The organism is Streptomyces sp. NPDC031340, from assembly GCF_055569945.1.
Genome location: NZ_JBVIIE010000019.1, coordinates 46458 through 65227, shown reverse-complemented (window position 1 = coordinate 65227; position 18770 = coordinate 46458). Strand labels below are relative to the sequence as shown.

Sequence of the window (18770 nt, the reverse complement as noted above, 5' to 3'; positions counted from 1 at the left end):
GGGCGTTGCACGCCCTCAAGGCCGACCGGGCCTGGGAGACCTCCAAGGGGGAGGGCGTGACGGTCGCGGTGATCGGCACCGGCGTCGACGCCTCCCATCCCGACCTGGCGGGCCGCGTCATCAGGAGCAAGGACGTCCACGCCACGCACGACGAGGGCTCCGCCCCGATGCAGGGCACCCAGGCGGCGGGCGTGATCGCCGGAACCGGCCGCAACTACGGCGGCGACGGCCTGTTCGGGCTGGCTCCGCGGGCACGCATACTCCCCTTCCGGGTCTACCGCGACAACACGGCCCTGACCGCCGCGACCGCCAGGGCGATCATGGACGCCGCGCGCCAGGGGGCCAAGGTCATCGACGTCACCGTCGGCTTCCGCCGCCCGAGCGACGACCTCCGGTCGGCCGTCAAGTTCGCGGCCGGCCGGGACGCCCTCGTCGTGGCCGGCGCGGGCGACACCGGCGGGACGGGGAACGCGGTGACCTACCCGGCCGCCTATCCGGAGGTCCTGTCGGTCACGGCCGTCGACAAGAAGGGCACGGTCTGGCCGGACTCGCACCACGGCAAGGACGTGGACCTGGCCGCGCCGGGGGTCGACATCCTGACCACCGCCAGGAACAACGACTACTGGACCGGCACCGGCACCGGGTTCGCGGCGGCCTGGGTGGCGGGCTCGGCCGCGCTGCTGCGTTCCGACCACCCGAAGTGGACCGTCAAGCAGGTCACCCGGTCACTGACCGAGACGGCCACGGAGCGGGGCAAGGCGGACTGGAACGCGCGGTACGGCTGGGGGGCCGTCTCCCCCGCGGCGGCGCTGTCGCACCGCGCCGCCTCGTCCGGCTCCGGCTCCGGCTCCGGCTCCGACGCGGGGGCGGCCGCGGGCGCGTCGCCGAACGCCCAGGCGGCGGGCATCGGCGTCCGTCACGCCTCCGACACCGGGCCGATCCTGGTCGTCCTGGCCGTGGCCGCGACGACGTTCGTCCTGGCCGTCGTCGCCTGGTTCCTCATTCGGCGCAGCGTCACCGCGTCGGACGACGAATGACGACCCGGTTGAGCGACACCGCCCCCGAGCGCGCGCGCCCCGAAACACCGGCCCCGGGGCGCGCGCTTCTCCGTCCGCTGCGGGTGCGGCTGACGGCTCTGCTGGCCGCTCTCGGCCTGCTCATGGCGGTGGTCGCGGCAACGGTCGAGGCCCCGTTCCCCGCGGCCCCGGGCAGCGACGCCGCCCGGTCTCCGGTCCTGCCGAAGCCGCGTTTCCCCGGCAAGGTCCGCCTCTACACCGCCCCCGACACCCCGGCCGCCGGCTGGGTGCGTGAAAACTCCGATGACCCCCGGGCGGCGGTCATCCGCAAGCGCATCGCCTCGCGGCCGCAGGGGTCCTGGTTCACCGACGCGGATCCGTCGCAGGTGGAGAGCCAGGTGCGCGCCGTGGCCGACGGGGCCCGGGCGCGCGGCGAGCTGCCGGTGCTGGTCGCCTACGCCGTGCACCGCCGCGACTGCTCCGGGCACAGCAGCGGCGGCACCGGCGATCTGGCCGCCTACCGTGACTGGATCAAGGGCTTCGCCCGGGGGATCGGCTCGACGCCGGCGCTGGTGGTCCTCGAACCGGACGCGCTCGCGCTCGCCGACTGCCTCAACGCCCGGGAACGGAAGATCCGTTACGCGTCCCTGTCCTATGCGGGCCAGGTGCTCCGCCGCGACGCCCCGAGCTCCGCGGTCTACTACGACGCGGGCAACTCCGGCTGGCAGCCCGCCCGGACCATGGCCGACCGGCTCAGGCGCGCCGGCGCCACCCGCTACGCGGACGGCATCGCGCTGAACGTGTCGAACTTCAACCGGACCCGTGACGAGATCCGCTACGGCCGCTCGGTGCTCCGGGAACTGGGCAGCACCCGCCTGAGCATGGTGATCGACACCAGCCGCAACGGCGCCGGTCCGGCCCGGGGCCACCACTCCTGCGATCCGGCGGGCCGGCGCCTGGGGCTGGCCCCGACGACCGACACCGGCGTGCGCGGCGTGGACGCCTACCTGTGGGTGAAGCCGCCGGGCCAGGCCGACGGGTGCGCGGCGGCCCCGGGGACCTTCGACGCGCGGTACGCCTACCGGCTCAGCCACTGATCGGACATAAACCCCACATCGCCACCTTCCAGACATAACCCACATAAGAACCAAACGGCCGAATTCGGTCTACTTCAATTGAGGTAGACCGAATTCGGCCGTTTAGTGTGCATGGAATTCGATCGGTCGCAGGAAGATTTGACCAGAACTCTTTCCCTAATGTCGTGGGCAACGCAGAGAAAGTTCTGAAGGAGCCCACCGCCCATGAAAAGAGTTCTCGTCGTGGAGCCTCATCCGCATGTACGGGCGGCCATTTCCGACCTCGTAGAGGACGAGCCCGGATGTGAACTCGCGGGGGCCTTCACCACCATCGCCGAGGCAATGCCACTGGTCAGTGAGCTAACGCCGGACGTGGTCCTGATCGACGCGGACACGCCGGACCGGCAGGCCCAACGACTCGGCGAACTCCTTCCCACGGCACTTCTGGTCTTTATTTCGACCGCCACCGAGCCGTGCGAGGAGTGCCCGGAGCCGTCGGCAAAAACAGCCGGCATCGGCATCCTCAAGTCCGATGTAATCGAATTCCTCAGGAGTCTCACCTCATGAATTCCCCCCTGGGAAAGAACAACGACTCGACCAATCCCATGACCGAATCCGCGGCCACTGAGAAGAAGCCGGGTCGTGGTCGGCGGCGGCTGATACTGAGTGTCACGGCAGCGGCCGTCACCGCCGCCGCGATCGGTGGAACCGTCACCGCGTTTACAGTGGATTCCGTGAGCGGCTCCCCCACCGAGAAGAACTCCGTTTCCGGGGTGCACGGCGCGCTGCACACCAAGGGCGGCGACATCGTCGACGCCAACGGCAAGAAGGTCGTGCTGACCGGCGTCAACTGGTTCGGCCTGGAGACCGGCACGTTCGCGCCGCACGGGCTGTGGACCCGCAACCTCGACTCCATGGTCGAGCAGATGGTCGACACCGGGTTCAACACCCTCCGGCTGCCGTACTCCAACGAGCTCTTCGACGCCAAGAGCAAGCCCAACGGCATCGACTTCAAGCAGAACCCCGAGCTCAAGGGCCTCAACGGCCTGCAGATCATGGACAAGGTCGTCGACGCTGCCACCAAGCGCGGGATGATGGTCATCCTCGACCAGCACCGCCCGGACCAGTACGGCCAGAGCGAGCTCTGGTACACCGAGAAGGTCCCGGAGAGCAAGTGGCTGTCCGACTGGAAGATGCTCGCCGAGCGCTACAAGAACAACGACAAGGTCATCGGCGCGGACCTGCACAATGAGCCGCGCGGCCAGGCCACCTGGGGCGACGGCAACCCGAAGACCGACTGGAAGATTGCCGCCGAGAAGGCCGGCAACACCATCCACTCGGTCAACCCCGACTGGCTGGTCTTCGTCGAGGGCAACGACAATTACAAGAACGAGACCACCTGGTGGGGCGGCGAACTGCGGGGCGTCAAGGACCACCCGGTCAAGCTCAAGGAAGCCAATAAGGTCGTGTACTCCGCGCACGACTACGGGCCGGGCGTCTACAACCAGAACTGGTTCATGGACAAGAGCTTCCCGAACAACATGCCCGCCTTCTGGGACAAGCACTGGGGCTTCGTCAAGAAGGAGAACATCGCTCCCGTGCTGCTCGGCGAGTTCGGCGGCAGGAAGAGCGCGGGCAAGAGCACCGAGGCCGTCTGGCAGCAGAGCCTGATGCAGTACCTGAAGAAGAACGGCATGAGCTACACCTACTGGTGCTGGAACCCGGACTCGGGTGACACCGGCGGCGTCCTCCAGAACGACTGGAAGACCCTGGACCAGGGCAAGAAGGACCTGCTCTCGGTGTACCAGGAGCGGCTGCCGGAGGCGAAGAAGACGGCGGACTCCTCGAAGCAGTAGTCCATCGCACACAACGGGGTGACCGATGAGAGGTCGCGGGCATTCGTGCCCGCGACCTCTCGGCCGTGACCGCCCGCCCACGGCGGATCCGCCGGCGTCGAAGCCCGCGCCCGGACGCGCAGGGCGTGAGGTCCGTCACGCCGACCACGGGTAGTCGTCCACCGCGACGAGACCCTGGGCGAGCTCTGCGGACGGCACGAGCCCCAGCCGCAGGGCGTGGGCGACCGCCTGGGTCCGGCTGTGCACGCCGAGCTTGTCGAAGATGTGGCTGACGTACGTCTTCACGGTCTGCTGCCCGATGCCCAGGTCGCGCGCGATCTCCTTGTTCGCCTTGCCGCGGGCCAGCATGACCAGTACCTCGGACTCGCGCTCGGTGAGACGCTCCGGCCCGCCCGCGCCGTTGACCTGGTCCACCAGGCGGGCGACCGCCGCGCTGGAGACGTACGTCTTCCCGGCCGCCGCGGCCTTCACCGCGTGCCGTAGCTCGTCGGCCTCCGCGTTCTTCAGCAGGAAACCCGTCGCGCCCGCCCGCACCGCCGCCATCACGATGCCCCCGTCGAGCGCGCTCGTCAGCGCCACGACCCTGACCTCGGGCAGTTCCTCGCGGATCTGCTCCGTGGCCTCGATGCCGTCCATGACGGGCAGCATCAGGTCCATCAGCACCACGTCCGGGCTCAGTTCCCGGGCCAGGCGAACAGCCTCCCGGCCATTGGTCGTCTCACCGGCCACCGCGATGTCACCGTCAAGGCTGAGGAAGTCCCGCAAACCCTGCCGGACCACCGCATGGCCCTCCGCGATCAGTACATGCACTGCCACTGATGATCTCCGTTGTCGAGCACCGGCTCACGGCGTCACCACGACTGCTGCGCGGTGCGTGCCCGCGGCCGACACGGTCGGCATCGCCCCTGCATTCCCTCCACTTCCCGAACAAAAGGGAACATGAACGGATTTCTAGGACATACCGGGAACCCGCGGCGGCCCGCGCTCATTCCACACCCGCGGATGCGAGGCGACCGCCGCACCGGCGGGACACAGCCCGGTCCGGCCCCGCCCGCCGCGCCCGCAGGGCCCCGGCGCCCCGCCGGCCGCGGCCGCCACGGGGGCCGGCCACGGCACGGGACGGGGCCGCGGACGCTCCCGGAGCCTGCCGGCCCACACGGTCACCCACTCGGCGAACCGCTCGCAGTACGGCAGCGCCAGCAGCACCAGCGCCCCGGCGAGCCAGCCGCCCAGGGCGTCGCTGAACCAGTGATAGCCCTGGTAGACGGCGGTTGACCCGACCGTGAGCGCGGCCAGCGCGGCCAGCGATCCCGCCACCCTGCGGCGACGCGGGGCGAGGTGGGCAAGGGTCCCCCACACGACGACGCTGTTGGCCGTGTGCCCGGACGGGAACATGTCGCCGCCCCGGAAGAACTCGGGGGAACCGAAGGCGTGCGCGTAGTCGGGCCCCAGGCGCCCGGTGCCGAGTTTGACCGCGCCGACGCTCACGTTGAGCAGCACCAGCGCCGCCAGGAGGACCAGCAGCGGGCGCGGGTCCCGGCTCCGCCGGAAACGCCACCCCAGCCAGGCCGCCGCCACCGTCGCCGTCGGACCTCGCTGCCCGGCGACGACGAGGACGCCCAGCAGCCCGGCCGGCTGCGGCCACTGGCGGTAGGGCCGCCACATGGCCATGCGCCAGTCGAACTCAAGCAGGGGGGAAGGGGTGAGCACCGCGACTAAGACGGCCAGGTACAGCACGGCCGCCGACGCGAAGAGGATCGCCGTGCGCCGGCCGCCCCCCGGCCTCGGCCGGCGTTCACGCCGGACGGAACGGTACGGCGGAACGGCGCCACGCACTCCCGGGATGAACCGGGCCCGTCTCGGGGGAAGGGGCATGATGCCCATATCGCACTCCCAGCCCCTCGGGAAGTCCGACCGCGCGGCCGGGATTTCCGGATGCGGCGCGATGCAACGGCACATACAGGGAATCCGGCTACATACGCCGGGAATTCCCGTTTCGGTAAATATATCCTCGGGGGCTGGTGTCGACCACACGACCGCCGACCGCGCCGAAGCGTCCGCCTCCCCCGCCTCCGGCCGGGGCCGGGACAGGGGAGGCGGACGCTCGGTGCACGCCGCTCAGGACGCGCCGCCGCCCGTCGCCGTCAGCGGTGCGCCCTCCGGGGCGTCGACCACCGCGGAGGACAGCGGGATCGGCGTGAACATGGGGGGTTCCTCGTCCGGCGTCAGCGCGGTCGGGCCGTAGACCCAGTCGGTGAACGAGTAGTCGTAGGTGTCCCGGGCCCGCATGATCGCGTTGCGCTGCTCGCGTCGCAGGCCGTCGAGGTGCCACAGTTCGCCCCACACCCGGCCGGTGCTCTGCACCCGGCGGCAGTGCTCCACCCGGACCGCCTCGTACGCCACGAGCGCGGCGTCCCAGTCGGGCCGGGCGCCCGCTTCGGCGGACCGGGCCAGCCGGGCGTAGTGCTCGGCGAGAACCCAGCCGTCCTCGATCGCCATGATCGCGCCCTGCGCCATGTACTGCAGCGGCGGGTGGGCGGCGTCGCCGAGCAGGGCGATGCGCCCGTGCACCCAGGTCTCGACGGGGTCGCGGTCGAACATCCGCCACCAGCGGTCCCGCCACATCAGCGGGATGCCCTTGCGCACGGTGTCGCAGGTGGCCTCGAAGGCCGCGTCCAGCTCGTCGGGAGTGCCCCAGTCCTCCTGGCCGGCCAGGGCCTTGGGCGACTCGAACACGGCGACCTGGTTGAACATGTCGCCGCCGCGCAGGGCGTACTGGACGAAGTGGCAGCGGGGGCCGATGTGGACGGTGACGTCCTTCTCGGCGACGCCGTTGTCCCGGACCTGCTCGATCGGGACGGCGGCGCGGTAGGCGACGTAGTTCGAGCTGACCACGTCGTCGCCGACCAGCAGGCGGCGGGCCACGGAGTTCAGTCCGTCGGCCGCGATGACCAGCTCGGCGGCCTCGACGCGGCCGCTGTCGAGGAGGACCCGGGCGCCGTCCCCGGTGTTCTCGTAGCCGATGACGGTCTGGTCGGTCACCAGTTCGACGCCGGCGCGCTCGCAGGCGCGCAGGAAGATGCCGTGCAGGTCGCTGCGGTGGATGACCATGTACGGGAAGCCGTAGCGGCGTTCCAGGTCGCGCAGGTCGAGCCGGGTCAGCTCCCGGGCGTCGAGCGCGTCGCGCATGACCATGTTCTCGGGGACGACGCCGAGCTCCTTGGCCTCGTCGAGCAGGCCGTACTGGTCGAGGATGCGGGTGCAGTTCGGGGCGATCTGCAGGCCGGCGCCCACCTCGCCGAACTGCGGGGCCCGTTCGAGGACGCGCACGCGCAGTCCCTGGCGGGCCAGGGCGAAGGCGGAGCTGAGGCCGCCGATGCCGCCGCCGACCACGAGGACGTCGGGCCGCCCGGCGGGAGTGGATTGGGGTTTCATGATCTGTTCCTTCGGTCGCGGGGCGGACGGGCCCCGGGTCAGAGCCAGGCGCCCAGCGCGGGGGCGGGCGTTCCGCCCGCGGTGAGCGGTCCGGCGTCCCGCCCGGTCAGGTAGGCCGCGATCTCGTGCAGCTCTCCGGTGACCGGGACGGCTTCGCCGTCGCCCGGCAGGTCCCACGCGGCTCCGGTGGCCGGGGCGCGCAGCGTCACGGCCGGGCCGGGGGCCGCGGCGCGTTTGGTGACGACGTCGTCGCACAGGGCGGTGAGGAAGTCGTCCGGCAGGTCGGCGAACGTCACGCCGTTCGCCAGGTCGACGGCGTGCACGCACACCTCGCGGGAGCGCAGCCAGGGCACTTCGGTGGCCGGCACGGTCCGGCCCTGCGCGGTGACCACCCGGGCGCGCCACTGCTCCTCGCCGAGGGCGGCCATCCCCTGCTCCAGCGCGTCGGCGGAGCCGCGCAGCCACGCGGCCAGTTCGACGGAAGGCAGGGCGCGGCCCCGTTCGATGCCGACGGCGCGTTCCTCGGGCGAGGCGTACATCGGTGTGGGTTCGCCGGTGGCGGCCCAGTGCACCAGGTTGGACAGCGCCTCGGCGTTGGCGGCGACGTGCGCCGCCACGTGCGCCCGGCTCCAGCCGGGCAGGGCACTCGGCGCGGCGAAGGCGTCGTCGTCCAGCCCGGCGGCGGCCTTCAGCACCAGCTCGGTGCCGAGGCGGGCCCAGCGGCGGGCGTCGTCGAAGGTCCGGGACATCAGGAGGCGTCCTCCTCGACGACCCGGTTCTCCAGGCGGCCGATGCCGTCGATCTCGGCGACGACCGTCTCGCCGCCGAGGAGGTAGCGCTCGGGCCTACGGGCGTGGCCGACGCCGCCGGGGGTGCCGGTGGCGATGATGTCGCCGGGGTTGAGCCGGACGATCGTGGAGACGTACTCGACCAGGTGGACCGGGTCGAAGAGCAGGTCGCCGGTGGAGTCGGACTGCATGACCTCGCCGTCGACGAGCAGCCGCACGTCCAGCGACGGACGGACCCCGCCCGGCAGCTCGTCGGGCGTGACGAGGTACGGGCCGACGGGCGTGGTGGAGTCCCATGTCTTGCCCTGGAGCCACTCGCGGGTGCGGAACTGCCAGTCGCGGCAGGTGATGTCGTTCAGCACGGTGAAGCCGGCGATGGCGCGCTCGGCCTGCTCGCCCCGGGCCCGGCGCACCGGCGCTCCGACGACGACGGCGAGCTCGACCTCCCAGTCGAACTGGCCGGTCTCTCCGGGGCGCACGATGTCGTCGCCCGCGCCGATCAGCGAGTCGGCGAACTTGGCGAAGAGGGTGGGTTGCTCGGGCAGGTCGCGGCCCATCTCCTGGATGTGGTTACGGTAGTTCAGGCCGACGCAGACCACCTTGGACGGCCGCGGGACCAGCGGCGCGAAGTCGGCGCCGGCCACGTCGTACGTCTCCCCGGTGGCCGTGGCGGCGCGCTCGGCCCAGCCTTCCTCGGCGAGCAGGGCGCCCAGGTCGGGGACGCCGAGGTCGACCAGGGTGTCGCCGTCGAGCCGGACGGCGCGGGTGGTGCCGCCGGTGCGGAGGGTGGCGAGCTTCATCGGGTGGTTCCTTCCAGGTGGGTGCGGTCGAGCCGGAGGGCCTCGAAGATGGGGGCGTCGCTGAACCGGAACAGGTCCAGGGCACCGGAGTCGGAGTCGGTGGCGCCGGCCTCGGAGCGCACGGAGAGCGGCTGCCAGGACGGCACGACGAACAGGTCGCCGCGGGTGACCGACCAGGAGATGTCGCCGACGGTGACGGTGCCGGAGCCGTCGAAGACCTGGTAGACCGACGAGCCGGTCTCGCGCGCCGGCGCGGTCTCGGCGCCGCGGGCGATCCGGTGCATCTCGGCGCGGATGGTGGGCAGCACGTCGGCGCCGGTGGCCGGGTCGGTGAAGCGGACGGCCGCGTGACCGGGCTCGACGGTGCCGGCGAAGCCCTCTGCCTCCAGGGCGAGCTGGTCGGCCAGGGCGCGGTCGGTGTGCTCCCAGCGGTAGGCCAGCAGTGGCGAGCCGGGGGCGGTGGCGCCGACGGAGAGCGGGCGCAGTCCGGGGTGGCCCCACAGGCGCTCGGAGCGGGAACGGTCGGGGGTGATCCGTTCCGCGTCGGTGATCTCGTCCCGGCCGAACTCGAAGAACTGGGTCTCGGTGGCGTACTGGAAGGGGATGTCCAGTCCGTCGATCCAGGCCATCGGTTCGGCGGTGGCGTTGTGGTGGGCGTGCCAGTTCCAGCCCGCCTGCGGGAGGAAGTCGCCGCGCCGCATGGCCACCGGGTCGCGCCCGACGACCGTCCACACGCCCTCGCCCTCGACGACGAAGCGGAAGGCGTGCTGGGTGTGGCGGTGCTCGGGGGCGTCCTCGCCTGGCATCAGGTACTGGATCGCCGCCCACAGCGTCGGGGTGGCGAACGGCCTGCCGCCGAGGGAGGGGTTGGCCAGCGCGATGGCCCGGCGCTCACCGCCGCGGCCGACCGGGACCAGGCCGCCGGCCCGGGCGGCCAGTTCCCGCAGCCGCTGCCAGCGCCACAGGTGCGGCACGGCGCGGGAGCGCGGGTGGGCCGGCATCAGGTCGCCGATCTCGGTCCACAGCGGTACGAGCAACTCGCTCTCGAAGCCCCGGTACAGCTCTTCGAGCGCCGGGGTGACCTCGGGCTGCCCCTCGGCGGTGACGGCCTGGAGCCGGACCGGGGAACCCGTTGCGTTGTCTTGGGCGATGGAGGACTGAGTCACACACCGCAGGGTGCAGTGTGTCCTCCAGGAGGGACGTATAGATTCTGGAGAGCAGAATCTCGACAGAATCCCGCAGGCCACAGCAGGATCCAGCACGCCCGTATCACCCCGGAGGACCAGCGATGGACAAGCCGCTCAAGACGCCGCCGCCGTATCCCATCGCCAGCGTGGACCACGCGCTGCGGGCGGCGACCATCCTGCAGATGGAGGGCGGCGCGACGGTGTCGCAGATCGCCGAGCGGCTGGGCGTGGCCCGGTCGACCGCCCACCGGGTGCTGGCGATGCTCGTCTACCGGGACTTCGCCGTGCAGGACGAGGACCGCGTCTACCGGGCGGGGCCGGTGCTGGAACTGGCCGCACACTCCCAGTCGCTCGTGTCGAGGCTGCGCGCCGCGGCACTGCCCCACCTGCACCGGGTCGTCGACCTGCTGGACGAGACGACGAACCTGACCGTGCGCACCGGGGACACGGCCCGCTTCATCGCCAGCGTCGAGTGCCGGCAGGCGCTGCGGGTCGGCTCCCGGGAGGGCATGGTGTTCCCGGCCCACCGCACGACGGCGGGGCTGCTGCTGCTCGCCGACCTGACCGACGGGGAGCTGGAGGAGGTCTACGCCCCCGAGCGCTACCGCGACCGTCCGGCCGACCGCCCGGACCTCGCCCGGCTGCGCACCGAGCTGAGGCGTCTGCGCCGCAACGGGTTCGCGGTGAACAGGGAGCGCTCCGAACGCGGCCTCGTCGCCGTCGGCGTGCCGGTGCGCGACCGGGACGGCACCGCGGTGGCCGGCCTGTCGGTGTCCATGCCCAGCGTGCGCTACGACCCCCACCGCCTCCAGTCCCTGGTCGCGACCCTGGACGCCACGGCGCGCGCCCTGGAGAAGGACCTGACCTCGCCTTATGGCGAACCGGACGCGGAGCGGGCACCGGAGCGGACGCAGGAGGGGGCCAAGCAGGGTCTCTTTACATGATGCTTGTTCGGCTTAGGTTACGAACAAATCATTGACGTCGCGTAAAGCGAGTGTCATTCTCCACGGCATCGCGCCGGAATCGCGTCGTGCCCTCCCTCCCCCACCACGCACGCGGAGCCGAACCGTTCCACACGCTCGAGGCTCCCCCCGCGGGGCGCCCGCGCCTTCCCCAGCCAGGGAGAAAAACAGCAATGACGCTCGACAACGGGACGACGACGTCCCAGGGCCCAACCGCGGGGGCCGCCCGGACACCGGGCTACGCGGGAACACTGGCTGCCGCCTGCAGCGCGGTCTTCGTGGCCCAGGTCGCGAACGCGCTGCCGGCCTCGCTCAACGGGCTCTTCCAGGAGGACCTGCACACCCACGGATCCCAGCTCACCTGGATCACCGCGGCGTTCATGATCGCCGTGGTCTGCTTCGAGTTCACCTTCGGCGTCCTCGGCGACCTGTTCGGACGGCGACGGCTGGTCGTGGCCGGCACGCTCCTGGTCGCCGCGGGCAGCAGCGTGGCCGCGCTCGCCCCGACCGTGCAGGTGCTGTGGATCGGCGCCGCCCTGAACGGACTGGGCGCCGGCGCCATGTTCCCCGGCTCGCTCACCGCGATCACCGCCGTCACCCGCACCATGCGGGCACGGGCGCACTCCGTGGCCGTCTGGAGCGGCTTCCTGTCCGCGGGCGCCGCCGTCTCGCCGTTGCTCGGCGGCATGTTCGCCAAGATCGGGTCGTGGCGCGGTTCCTTCTGGGTCCTCGTCGGGCTCGCCCTGGTCAGCGCGGTGCTCACCCTGGTGCTGGCCACCGAGTCGAAGGCGCCCGAGGGCCGCAAACTCGACGTGCCCGGTCAGATCGCCTTCGCCATCGGTCTCACCCTGGTCCTGTTCGGCGCCGTCGAGGGGCCCGAGTCGGGCTGGACCACGCTTCCCGTCCTGCTCGCCTTCGCCATCGGCATCTGCTTCCTCGCCGGGTTCGTCGTCGTGGAACTGGGCGCCGAGTCACCGATCTTCGACCTGAAGCTGTTCCGCAACCGGGCCTTCGCGGTGTCGTCCGTCGTCGCGGTCATCGGCATGATCGCCTTCCTCGGCGCCTGCTTCGCCACCAGCATGTGGCTGGGTCCGGTGCAGCACCAGGACCCGATCCGCGTCGCGATCCCCTTCCTGCTCCTGCAGGGGCCCGCCTTCCTGCTCATCCCGATCGTCTCCCGCCTGCTCCACCGGGTCGCCCCGTCCTGGCTGCTGACCAGTGGTTTCGTCCTGATGGCGATCGGCTGCCTGCTGTGCACCCGGCTGGATGTCACCGACCCGGACCTCGGGCCGTTCCTCGCGCCCGCCCTGCTGATCGGCATCGGCTTCGCGCTGACCGTCAGCTCGGTGACGGCCGTGGCGCTCAACAGCGTGCCCCTGAACCTGGCGGGCATGGCCAGCGCCACCACCAACATGCTGCGGGACCTCGGCTTCGCCCTCGGCCCCGTCGTCGTCGGCGCGGTCGCCCTGAGCAACGCCGGGTCGGCGTTCGCCTCGAACCTGCCCGGCGCGCACCTGCCGGCCGCCCAGGAGGCGGCGGCCCGCCAGATCGCCGAGGCCGGCGGACCCATCGCGGTGAACAGCCTGCCGTCCGGCGTCCCCGGGTCCGCGGCGCACGGGGTGGCCCTCGAATCCCTGGGCAGCGGCTTCACCACCGCGTTCCTGGTGTGCGGTGTGGCTGCGGCGGTCGCCGCGCTGCTGACCGCCTTCGGCATGATCGGAACCCACACGCACCGCTCCGACGACCACGAGGAAATCCCCTCCACCGCCCCCGAGGGCGACGGCAGGCAGGAAACAGCCCTCACCCGCTGACCCACCAGGCGACCGGGTCTCCGGCGCGAGGCGTACCACCCCGGGGCCCGGAGACTCACCGCACGTCACCGCACGTCACCGCGCATCTCCGTACGCCGCCGCGCGGGCGACAGGGCACCGGCCACCACGGCCGGTGCCCTGCGCATGTCCGACCCGCCGAGCCCACGCCGGGCGGCGACGGGGAGGCCGGAAGGGCGGAAGGGTGGAACGGCCCGTTCGACGGCCGTTCGTCCTGCGCCCCGCGGATGCCGGCAGAAACTGCGAGGTGCGTCTCGGGCTCGTCAGCACGCGCCCGGAGAAGCTGTACGGCACGGGCCCGGACAACTTGTGGGCGCTCTCGAGTGACTTTCCGCGGCCGGTCGCGCCGCACATCAGCCGACGTCGATCACGATCTTGCCCTGGGTGGTGCCGCTCTCCACGGCCGCGTGGGCGTCGGCGACGTCGGCGAGCGTGAAGTGCCGCGGGTCGAGCAGCGGCCTGAGCGCCCCGGCGTCGGCGAGGGCGGCGGCCTCGCCCATGATCTCGCCGTGGTGCTCCCGGCCGTGCCCGGTCAGCAGCGGCAGCAGGGTGAAGACGCCGGAGTAGGTCGCCCCGCGGAAGGACAGCGGCGCGATGCTGTGGGTTCCCCAGCCCAGGGCGCTGACCACGTGGCCCGTGTAGGTGCGCACCGCCGCGAAGGAGTCGTCGAGCACGGACCCTCCGACGGTGTCGAAGACGACGTCGAAGCCCTCGCCACCGGTGTACTTGGCGACGTACTCGTCGACGGAGGAGGAGGTGTAGTCGATCGGCGTGGCCCCCAGGCGCTCGACGACCTCCCGTCGCGCGGGCGACGCGGTGGCGAAGACCTCGGCACCGCGGGCCCGGGCGATCTGCACGGCCACATGCCCGATCCCGCCGGCCCCGCCGTGGACGAGGACCTTCTGCCCCGCGTGTACCCGTGCCCTGTCGACCAGGCCCTCCCAGGCCGTGATGAAGACCAGGGGGAGGGCCGCGGCCTCGCGCAGGGTGAGGGCGGCCGGCTTGCGGGCGATCAGGCGGGCGTCGACGGCCGCGTACTCGGCGAGCGAGCCCTGCACGTCACCGACGCCCCCGGTCATGCCGAAGACCTCGTCACCGGGCGCGAAGCCGTGGACGCCGGGGCCGACCTCCTCGACCACACCGGCCAGATCCAGGCCGAGGACGGCCGGCAGCGTACGCCGGGCGTGGGCGGCCTTGCCGGCCCGGATCTTGGTGTCCAGCGGGTTGACGCCGCTGGCTCCGACCTTGACCAGCGCCTGCCCCGGGCCGGGCGCGGGCTTGTCGATCTCGCCGAGGACCAGCGGGGTGCCGAACTCGTGCAATATCACTGCGCGCATGACTGCGCCTCTTTCCTGTCGTACCGGGTGGATATGGGCCGGCGCGTGCACCGGGTGCGCTCAGGTGCGGCCGGCGACGAGCAGGCGTGCCGCGGCCTTCGCCTCCTCCGTCGAGCAGTGCGGTGATGACGCCGTTCCCGTTCGACGACTCGGCGAACGCTCCGTGCCGAACACGATCGTCGGCTCGGCCGAGGCGGTCGTGGTGATGCTCATGGCCGGCTCCTCTTCATCTGCGCGGGCATGCGGCAAGCCTGTTCCGGCGCCGGGCCGCCCGCATCCGTGGGCCCCGGCGGGAGTCCCCGGTGTTCGGGCCCGGGCACGGCGACCGTGCGCCGACGGCAATTCTAGACATGTCGTTGGACAATGAGTCCAATCTTGCTTAGGCTCCGACGACAGCGCAGTTCAGCGCCTTCTTCATCCGGACTCGAGAGTGGAATCGCAGTGAGTGCTGGTGGAACGACCCGTCCGACCCTCCTCCTGGTGCACGGGGCGTGGCACGGCTCGTGGTGCTGGGAGAGACTGACCCCGATACTCGAAGCCGACGGCTGGACGACCCGGACCGTGGACCTCCCCAGCGCCGGCTCGGGGGCCGGCGTACGGGACGACGCGCGCGTGGTGCTGCAGGCTCTGGCCCGGATCGACGGCCCGGTGGTCGTGGTCGCCCACTCCTACGGCGGTGTGCCGGCCACCCAGGCCGTCGCCGAGGCCGCCCACGTCTCGCACCTCGTGTACCTGGCGGCCTACCAACTCGACGTCGGCGAGAGCCTGCTCAGCCACCATGGCGCGCCCCCGCCGGCGGATCCCGGCGGATTCCAGGCCGTGCCGGACCATCCGGTCCCGCTTTTCTATGCGGACGTCCCCGCGGCCGACGCGGAGGCGGCCGCCGGGCGCCTGGTACCCCAGAGCACGAGATCCTTCAGCGACACGCTGACCGCGGCCGGGTGGCACACCGTCCCCTCGACGTACGTCGTCTGCGAGCAGGACCGGGCGCTGCCGCCGGGCGACCAGGAGCAGCTCGCCGTCAGGTCCGGCTCCGTGCACCGCATCGCGAGCGGTCACTCTCCGTTCCTGTCGATGCCCGGGGAGTTCGCCCGCCTTCTCGCGAAGATCGCGTCCGGGTCGGCCGACTGAGCCGTCTCCTGGACGCCGACGGGGGTGTGACCCCCATGGCCCGACCGGCCGCGAGCCGTGCCTCCTCCCCCACGGGGGCCGTTTCCGCAGCTCCGTAGGATGGCGGCATGGCTTCCACCACGCGACGACGTTCCACCGCGGCCGACCGGCGGGCCGCACTCGAGGAGCGCATGGTGTCCGCGCTCGAGGAACTCCTGCGGGGCGGTCTGACCTACACCGAACTGAGCGTCGAACAGATCGCGCACGCGGCAGGCATCTCGCGGTCGACCTTCTATCTGTACTTCCGCGACAAGGTCGACGTCCTGCTGCGGGTGAGCGGTTCGCTCAGGACCCGGAGCTACGAGATCGCGGAGGCGTGGGAACCCTGCGGGCCCGACGGCGGCGCCGACGGGCTGGCCCGCACCTACGAACAGATCATGCGTCACTACCGCGAGCACGCGGCCCTGCTGTCGGCCATCCACGAGGTGGCCGCCTACGACCCCGCGGTCCGCGACTCGTGGTCGGCGCACCAGGACCGCTTCGTCGACAACACGGTGGCGGTGCTGGAGGGGGAGCAGCGGGCCGGCCGCACGCCCGCGGACATCGATCCGCGGCTCGCCGCGCGGTTGATCGTCCAAGGGGGCGGCGAGGTCATCACCCGGCAGGTGGTCGGCGGCGACGGCAGCGACGACGCCGACGTGGCCCGGGAACTCGCCCACGGCTACTGGCACGGCGTGTACCGCCGCCCGGCGCTCAGGAACTGACAGTGGCGGCCTGGCGCCGCCCGGCCCGCCGCACCTACCCCGGCAACGGGGAAGCGACAGGGATGTACGGCGGGAAACCGTTCCTCGGGACTGAGCAGGAGTGATCCCAGTCAACCGCACGCCCCGAACGGTCTTGGGCGCACTGGTCCCCGGCGTACTCAGCCCCGGGGCGGCGGCACGCATCCTGCGCGTGGTCCGTTCCCGGCAGGCCGGTTCCCTGTACGACCTGGCCATATGGCTACGGCCAGAGGTGGCGAGGAGGCCCTGGACCATCACTCCGGTGGAGCAGGGGCCTCGCACACTGGCGCCGCACCCGGCGTCCCAGATCGTGCGGAAAACGCTATCGCGTTCCCCACGCGGCGCCGCAACCCCGCGAGCCGACCATCACACGATCGAGCTAAACGGACCTCACCGGGCAGCGCGGTGCGGACGGCCCGGGTCAGCAACCGCGCGGTGTGGCCGTTGACGAGTTCGTCGGAGAAGGGCATGGTCGTCTCCTCCAGGCGGTCAGGGCGCGACGTGCTGGAGCACGGTCGTGAACTGCCAGTCGACGGTGGCGTGGTCGATCGCCTCGTGCACGGGCGAGCCGCCCATCTCGCCGGTGATCCCGGCGGCTCCCGAGCGGGCGTGCTCGATGCTGTCGTAGGCGACGATGTCGAGGACCGTGCCGTCGTCGCGCACGACGATCCGGCGCCACTGGAAGCCGGGCCGGCCCTTGAGGTACTCGTTGATGTCCGCGTTCGCCGCGACGAAGTCCTCCGGCGTGAGGCCGGGCGCGGGGCGGAGGGTGGTCACTTCCAGGATCTCGGACATAACAGGGTGTCCTTTCCGACGGGGTGGCGGTTGCGGCTCGGCGGATGCCGTCCGCCCGCGGTTTCTCCAGCGTGCGTGCCGCCCGGTGGGGGGAAGGCAGGGCCCGCCCGGGTGTACGGCGCCCAGGAAGGGGCCGCGGTCCGGGCGGGGTGACGGGACGCTCAGGCCGGCTCCGCCATCGAGGCCAGATACGTCAGGGCCTCCTCGCTGCGGCTACCGGGCTCGGGGGTGCCGACGAGCAGTTGCTGACCGGGAGCGTCGACCACTTCGAACGTCTGGTAGGTCAGCTCGACCCGGCCCACCTCGGGGTGCACGAACACCTTGAACTTCCGGGTGAGGCCCGCGACGTCGTGGTCGGCCCACAGCGCTCTGAACTGGGGCGAGGCCGCACTGAGTTCGGCGACGAGGTCGGTGATCTCCGCGTCGTCCGGGAAGCGTCCCGCGTTCAGGCGCAGCGCGTACACGCTGCTGCTCAGCTGCAGCTCCCAGTCGGCGAACACCTCCTTGGCCCGGGGGTCGGTGAAGAGGACACGCGGCATGTTCCGCTCGGTGCCGAACGGCGACAGCAGCGCGTCGGCGATCGGGTTCGCCGCGAGCACGTCGAGGGCCGGGCCGAGCACGTATGCCGCCGCCTGGGCGAAGGTCTCCAGCAGCCGCAGCAGCGACGGGTGCACGAGGTCCCGGGGACTGTCGGGGCCCAGCCGGGGATTGAGCCCCGCCAGCCGGAACAGGTGCTCGCGTGCCTCGGGCGCGAGGCGCAGGGCGTGCCCGAGGGCATCGATCACCTGGGCGGAGGGGTTGCGCTCGCGTCCCTGCTCGAGACGGGCGTAGTAGTCCGCGCTGACCCCGGCGAGCACGGCGACCTCCTCGCGCCGCAGGCCGCGGACGCGTCGCCCGGAGACCCCGCCGGCCAGCCCCGCGTCGCCCGGCTCCACACGCGAGCGGCTCGCGCGGAGGAAGGCACCGAGCTCGTTGTCACGTGGGGTCATGTCACCGATGCTAGCCCCGCCCGCCGGGTCGGCGATCCGCTGGTTCGGGACCGTCAGCCGCCTGATCACGGACGCTCTCCCGCCCCCCGCCCTCGCGGCGCCCCGGTCAGACTCCCGGAATGACATACGGCATGTCCAGCAGGATCCGGTGCCCCACGATCTTCCACTCGCCGTCGATCCGGCGCAGGTCGGTGTCGTAGTACCCGGACTCGATGGGTTGCACGGTGCCCTGGGAGCCGAAGGTGCCCTCCGCCCAGCCGCCCTCGGGGCGCGCGGCGGCCTGGACGCGGAAGACGATGAACTGGGCGTTCATGTGGGCGCGGTCACCGTCCACCTCGATGATGTGGTCGGCGGTCACATGGTGGCTGGAGCCGCCCACGGGGTGCGGGGCCATGTAGTGGTCCACCGCGTACTCCACGGCCGCCCCGCCGATCATGGGCGGCGCGACCGGCGTGTGGCTGCCGGGGCCCGTCCTGGAGAAGCTCTGCACGACCGCGTCGTCGGTGAACAGCGCCCCCTGGGTCTTGCCGTCGCGCTGGTCCGTGGCCCGTACGTAGCGCGCCAGAACCTCCTGGATCTCGCGCTCGTCGCTCATGGCGGCCCTCTCTTGTCGTACCGGGAGACCCGTCCGGGATCCGGCCGGCGTCTCTCACCGGTTCCCCCCAGCCTCCACCCGCGCCCCACGGCGAAGAAGGGCGCGGGAGCCTGGGTGTGCGGCACCCAGGCTCATGGTCTCTTCCCCGACCTCCGCCGATGCGGTGAAGTCGAAGGCGCGACAGCCGCCGTCTTGGCACATCTGAAGGAGCAC

19 protein-coding genes are annotated in these 18770 nt (G+C 71.9%); 8 read left to right on the top strand and 11 right to left on the bottom strand.

Annotated elements, in window-relative coordinates; all coding sequences use genetic code 11:
• Positions 1–5 precede the first annotated feature (5 nt).
• The 4 genes from ACZ5GT_RS17120 (at position 6) to ACZ5GT_RS17105 (ending at position 3948) form a co-directional block, all read left to right on the top strand.
• Positions 6–1037: a S8 family serine peptidase gene (locus tag ACZ5GT_RS17120; protein WP_469023460.1), complete on the top strand. Its 1032-nt coding sequence runs from the start codon at positions 6–8 to the stop codon at positions 1035–1037.
• Positions 1038–1045: 8 nt separating this feature from the next.
• Complete coding sequence (locus tag ACZ5GT_RS17115) at positions 1046–2113, top strand: glycoside hydrolase family 6 protein (protein ID WP_469023454.1); 1068 nt, start codon at positions 1046–1048, stop codon at positions 2111–2113.
• Positions 2114–2317: 204 nt separating this feature from the next.
• Positions 2318–2659 (top strand): response regulator transcription factor, encoded by a 342-nt coding sequence (locus tag ACZ5GT_RS17110; protein WP_469023451.1) that lies wholly within the window; start codon positions 2318–2320, stop codon positions 2657–2659.
• Positions 2660–2826: 167 nt separating this feature from the next.
• Positions 2827–3948, top strand: a complete 1122-nt coding sequence (locus ACZ5GT_RS17105; protein WP_469023447.1) for a glycoside hydrolase family 5 protein — start codon at positions 2827–2829, stop codon at positions 3946–3948.
• A 135-nt stretch (positions 3949–4083) separates the two neighbouring features.
• On the opposite strand, the gene ACZ5GT_RS17100 is transcribed toward ACZ5GT_RS17105, so the two are convergent.
• From ACZ5GT_RS17100 to ACZ5GT_RS17075, 6 genes are all read right to left on the bottom strand, one after another.
• A complete protein-coding gene (locus ACZ5GT_RS17100) occupies positions 4084–4764 on the bottom strand; it encodes a response regulator (RefSeq protein WP_469023440.1) in 681 nt (226 codons plus the stop codon).
• Positions 4765–4899: 135 nt separating this feature from the next.
• Positions 4900–5685, bottom strand: coding sequence for a phosphatase PAP2 family protein (locus tag ACZ5GT_RS17095; protein WP_469023435.1), 786 nt, complete (start codon positions 5683–5685; stop codon positions 4900–4902).
• A gap of 381 nt (positions 5686–6066) precedes the next feature.
• Positions 6067–7383 (bottom strand): FAD-dependent oxidoreductase, encoded by a 1317-nt coding sequence (locus ACZ5GT_RS17090; RefSeq protein ID WP_469023432.1) that lies wholly within the window; start codon positions 7381–7383, stop codon positions 6067–6069.
• A gap of 38 nt (positions 7384–7421) precedes the next feature.
• Positions 7422–8132 carry a maleylpyruvate isomerase family mycothiol-dependent enzyme gene (locus ACZ5GT_RS17085; RefSeq protein WP_469023429.1) on the bottom strand — a complete coding sequence of 237 codons (711 nt, stop codon included), beginning with the start codon at positions 8130–8132 and terminating at the stop codon, positions 7422–7424.
• Positions 8132–8971, bottom strand: coding sequence for a fumarylacetoacetate hydrolase family protein (locus tag ACZ5GT_RS17080; protein ID WP_469023426.1), 840 nt, complete (start codon positions 8969–8971; stop codon positions 8132–8134). The genes ACZ5GT_RS17085 and ACZ5GT_RS17080 overlap by 1 nt, the downstream gene beginning before the upstream one ends.
• On the bottom strand, positions 8968–10137 hold the full coding sequence (locus tag ACZ5GT_RS17075; protein ID WP_469023420.1) for a cupin domain-containing protein: 1170 nt from the start codon (positions 10135–10137) through the stop codon (positions 8968–8970). Before ACZ5GT_RS17075 ends, ACZ5GT_RS17080 begins: the two co-directional genes overlap by 4 nt.
• Before the next feature lie 122 nt (positions 10138–10259).
• On the opposite strand from ACZ5GT_RS17075, the gene ACZ5GT_RS17070 reads away from it, so the two are divergent.
• Both ACZ5GT_RS17070 and ACZ5GT_RS17065 read left to right on the top strand, forming a co-directional pair.
• Positions 10260–11102, top strand: a complete 843-nt coding sequence (locus ACZ5GT_RS17070) for an IclR family transcriptional regulator (protein ID WP_469023416.1) — start codon at positions 10260–10262, stop codon at positions 11100–11102.
• 191 nt (positions 11103–11293) lie between these two features.
• Positions 11294–12931 (top strand): MFS transporter, encoded by a 1638-nt coding sequence (locus tag ACZ5GT_RS17065; RefSeq protein WP_469023412.1) that lies wholly within the window; start codon positions 11294–11296, stop codon positions 12929–12931.
• Between the two features lie 371 nt (positions 12932–13302).
• On the opposite strand, the gene ACZ5GT_RS17060 is transcribed toward ACZ5GT_RS17065, so the two are convergent.
• Complete coding sequence (locus tag ACZ5GT_RS17060) at positions 13303–14286, bottom strand: zinc-dependent alcohol dehydrogenase family protein (protein ID WP_469023404.1); 984 nt, start codon at positions 14284–14286, stop codon at positions 13303–13305.
• A gap of 60 nt (positions 14287–14346) precedes the next feature.
• On the bottom strand, positions 14347–14499 hold the full coding sequence (locus ACZ5GT_RS17055) for a hypothetical protein (protein WP_469023398.1): 153 nt from the start codon (positions 14497–14499) through the stop codon (positions 14347–14349).
• A gap of 228 nt (positions 14500–14727) precedes the next feature.
• Here ACZ5GT_RS17055 and ACZ5GT_RS17050 point away from each other — a divergent pair, with 228 nt between their 5' ends.
• Both ACZ5GT_RS17050 and ACZ5GT_RS17045 read left to right on the top strand, forming a co-directional pair.
• Positions 14728–15417: an alpha/beta fold hydrolase gene (locus ACZ5GT_RS17050; RefSeq protein WP_469023395.1), complete on the top strand. Its 690-nt coding sequence runs from the start codon at positions 14728–14730 to the stop codon at positions 15415–15417.
• A 107-nt stretch (positions 15418–15524) separates the two neighbouring features.
• Positions 15525–16160, top strand: coding sequence for a TetR/AcrR family transcriptional regulator (locus tag ACZ5GT_RS17045; protein ID WP_469023392.1), 636 nt, complete (start codon positions 15525–15527; stop codon positions 16158–16160).
• 507 nt (positions 16161–16667) lie between these two features.
• Here the strand turns inward: ACZ5GT_RS17045 and ACZ5GT_RS17040 are convergent.
• From ACZ5GT_RS17040 to ACZ5GT_RS17030, 3 genes are all read right to left on the bottom strand, one after another.
• The gene (locus ACZ5GT_RS17040; protein WP_469023387.1) at positions 16668–16973 is read right to left on the bottom strand and encodes a hypothetical protein; all 306 of its coding nucleotides are present in this window, start codon (positions 16971–16973) and stop codon (positions 16668–16670) included.
• Positions 16974–17134: 161 nt separating this feature from the next.
• The gene (locus ACZ5GT_RS17035; protein ID WP_360742947.1) at positions 17135–17962 is read right to left on the bottom strand and encodes a helix-turn-helix transcriptional regulator; all 828 of its coding nucleotides are present in this window, start codon (positions 17960–17962) and stop codon (positions 17135–17137) included.
• 106 nt (positions 17963–18068) lie between these two features.
• Positions 18069–18557 carry a nuclear transport factor 2 family protein gene (locus tag ACZ5GT_RS17030; RefSeq protein WP_469023382.1) on the bottom strand — a complete coding sequence of 163 codons (489 nt, stop codon included), beginning with the start codon at positions 18555–18557 and terminating at the stop codon, positions 18069–18071.
• Positions 18558–18770: the final 213 nt, after the last annotated feature.

What these genes read in the sequence shown, in the direction of transcription:
- ACZ5GT_RS17080 (WP_469023426.1), bottom strand. Translation starts at nt 8,971, where the DNA reads ATGAAGCTCGCCACCCTCCGCACCGGCGGCACCACCCGCGCCGTCCGG.
- ACZ5GT_RS17065 (WP_469023412.1), top strand. Translation starts at nt 11,294, where the DNA reads ATGACGCTCGACAACGGGACGACGACGTCCCAGGGCCCAACCGCGGGG.
- ACZ5GT_RS17055 (WP_469023398.1), bottom strand. Translation starts at nt 14,499, where the DNA reads ATGAGCATCACCACGACCGCCTCGGCCGAGCCGACGATCGTGTTCGGC.
- ACZ5GT_RS17085 (WP_469023429.1), bottom strand. Translation starts at nt 8,132, where the DNA reads ATGTCCCGGACCTTCGACGACGCCCGCCGCTGGGCCCGCCTCGGCACC.
- ACZ5GT_RS17045 (WP_469023392.1), top strand. Translation starts at nt 15,525, where the DNA reads ATGGCTTCCACCACGCGACGACGTTCCACCGCGGCCGACCGGCGGGCC.
- ACZ5GT_RS17040 (WP_469023387.1), bottom strand. Translation starts at nt 16,973, where the DNA reads ATGTCCGAGATCCTGGAAGTGACCACCCTCCGCCCCGCGCCCGGCCTC.
- ACZ5GT_RS17060 (WP_469023404.1), bottom strand. Translation starts at nt 14,286, where the DNA reads ATGCGCGCAGTGATATTGCACGAGTTCGGCACCCCGCTGGTCCTCGGC.
- ACZ5GT_RS17030 (WP_469023382.1), bottom strand. Translation starts at nt 18,557, where the DNA reads ATGAGCGACGAGCGCGAGATCCAGGAGGTTCTGGCGCGCTACGTACGG.
- ACZ5GT_RS17035 (WP_360742947.1), bottom strand. Translation starts at nt 17,962, where the DNA reads ATGACCCCACGTGACAACGAGCTCGGTGCCTTCCTCCGCGCGAGCCGC.
- ACZ5GT_RS17090 (WP_469023432.1), bottom strand. Translation starts at nt 7,383, where the DNA reads ATGAAACCCCAATCCACTCCCGCCGGGCGGCCCGACGTCCTCGTGGTC.
- ACZ5GT_RS17070 (WP_469023416.1), top strand. Translation starts at nt 10,260, where the DNA reads ATGGACAAGCCGCTCAAGACGCCGCCGCCGTATCCCATCGCCAGCGTG.
- ACZ5GT_RS17110 (WP_469023451.1), top strand. Translation starts at nt 2,318, where the DNA reads ATGAAAAGAGTTCTCGTCGTGGAGCCTCATCCGCATGTACGGGCGGCC.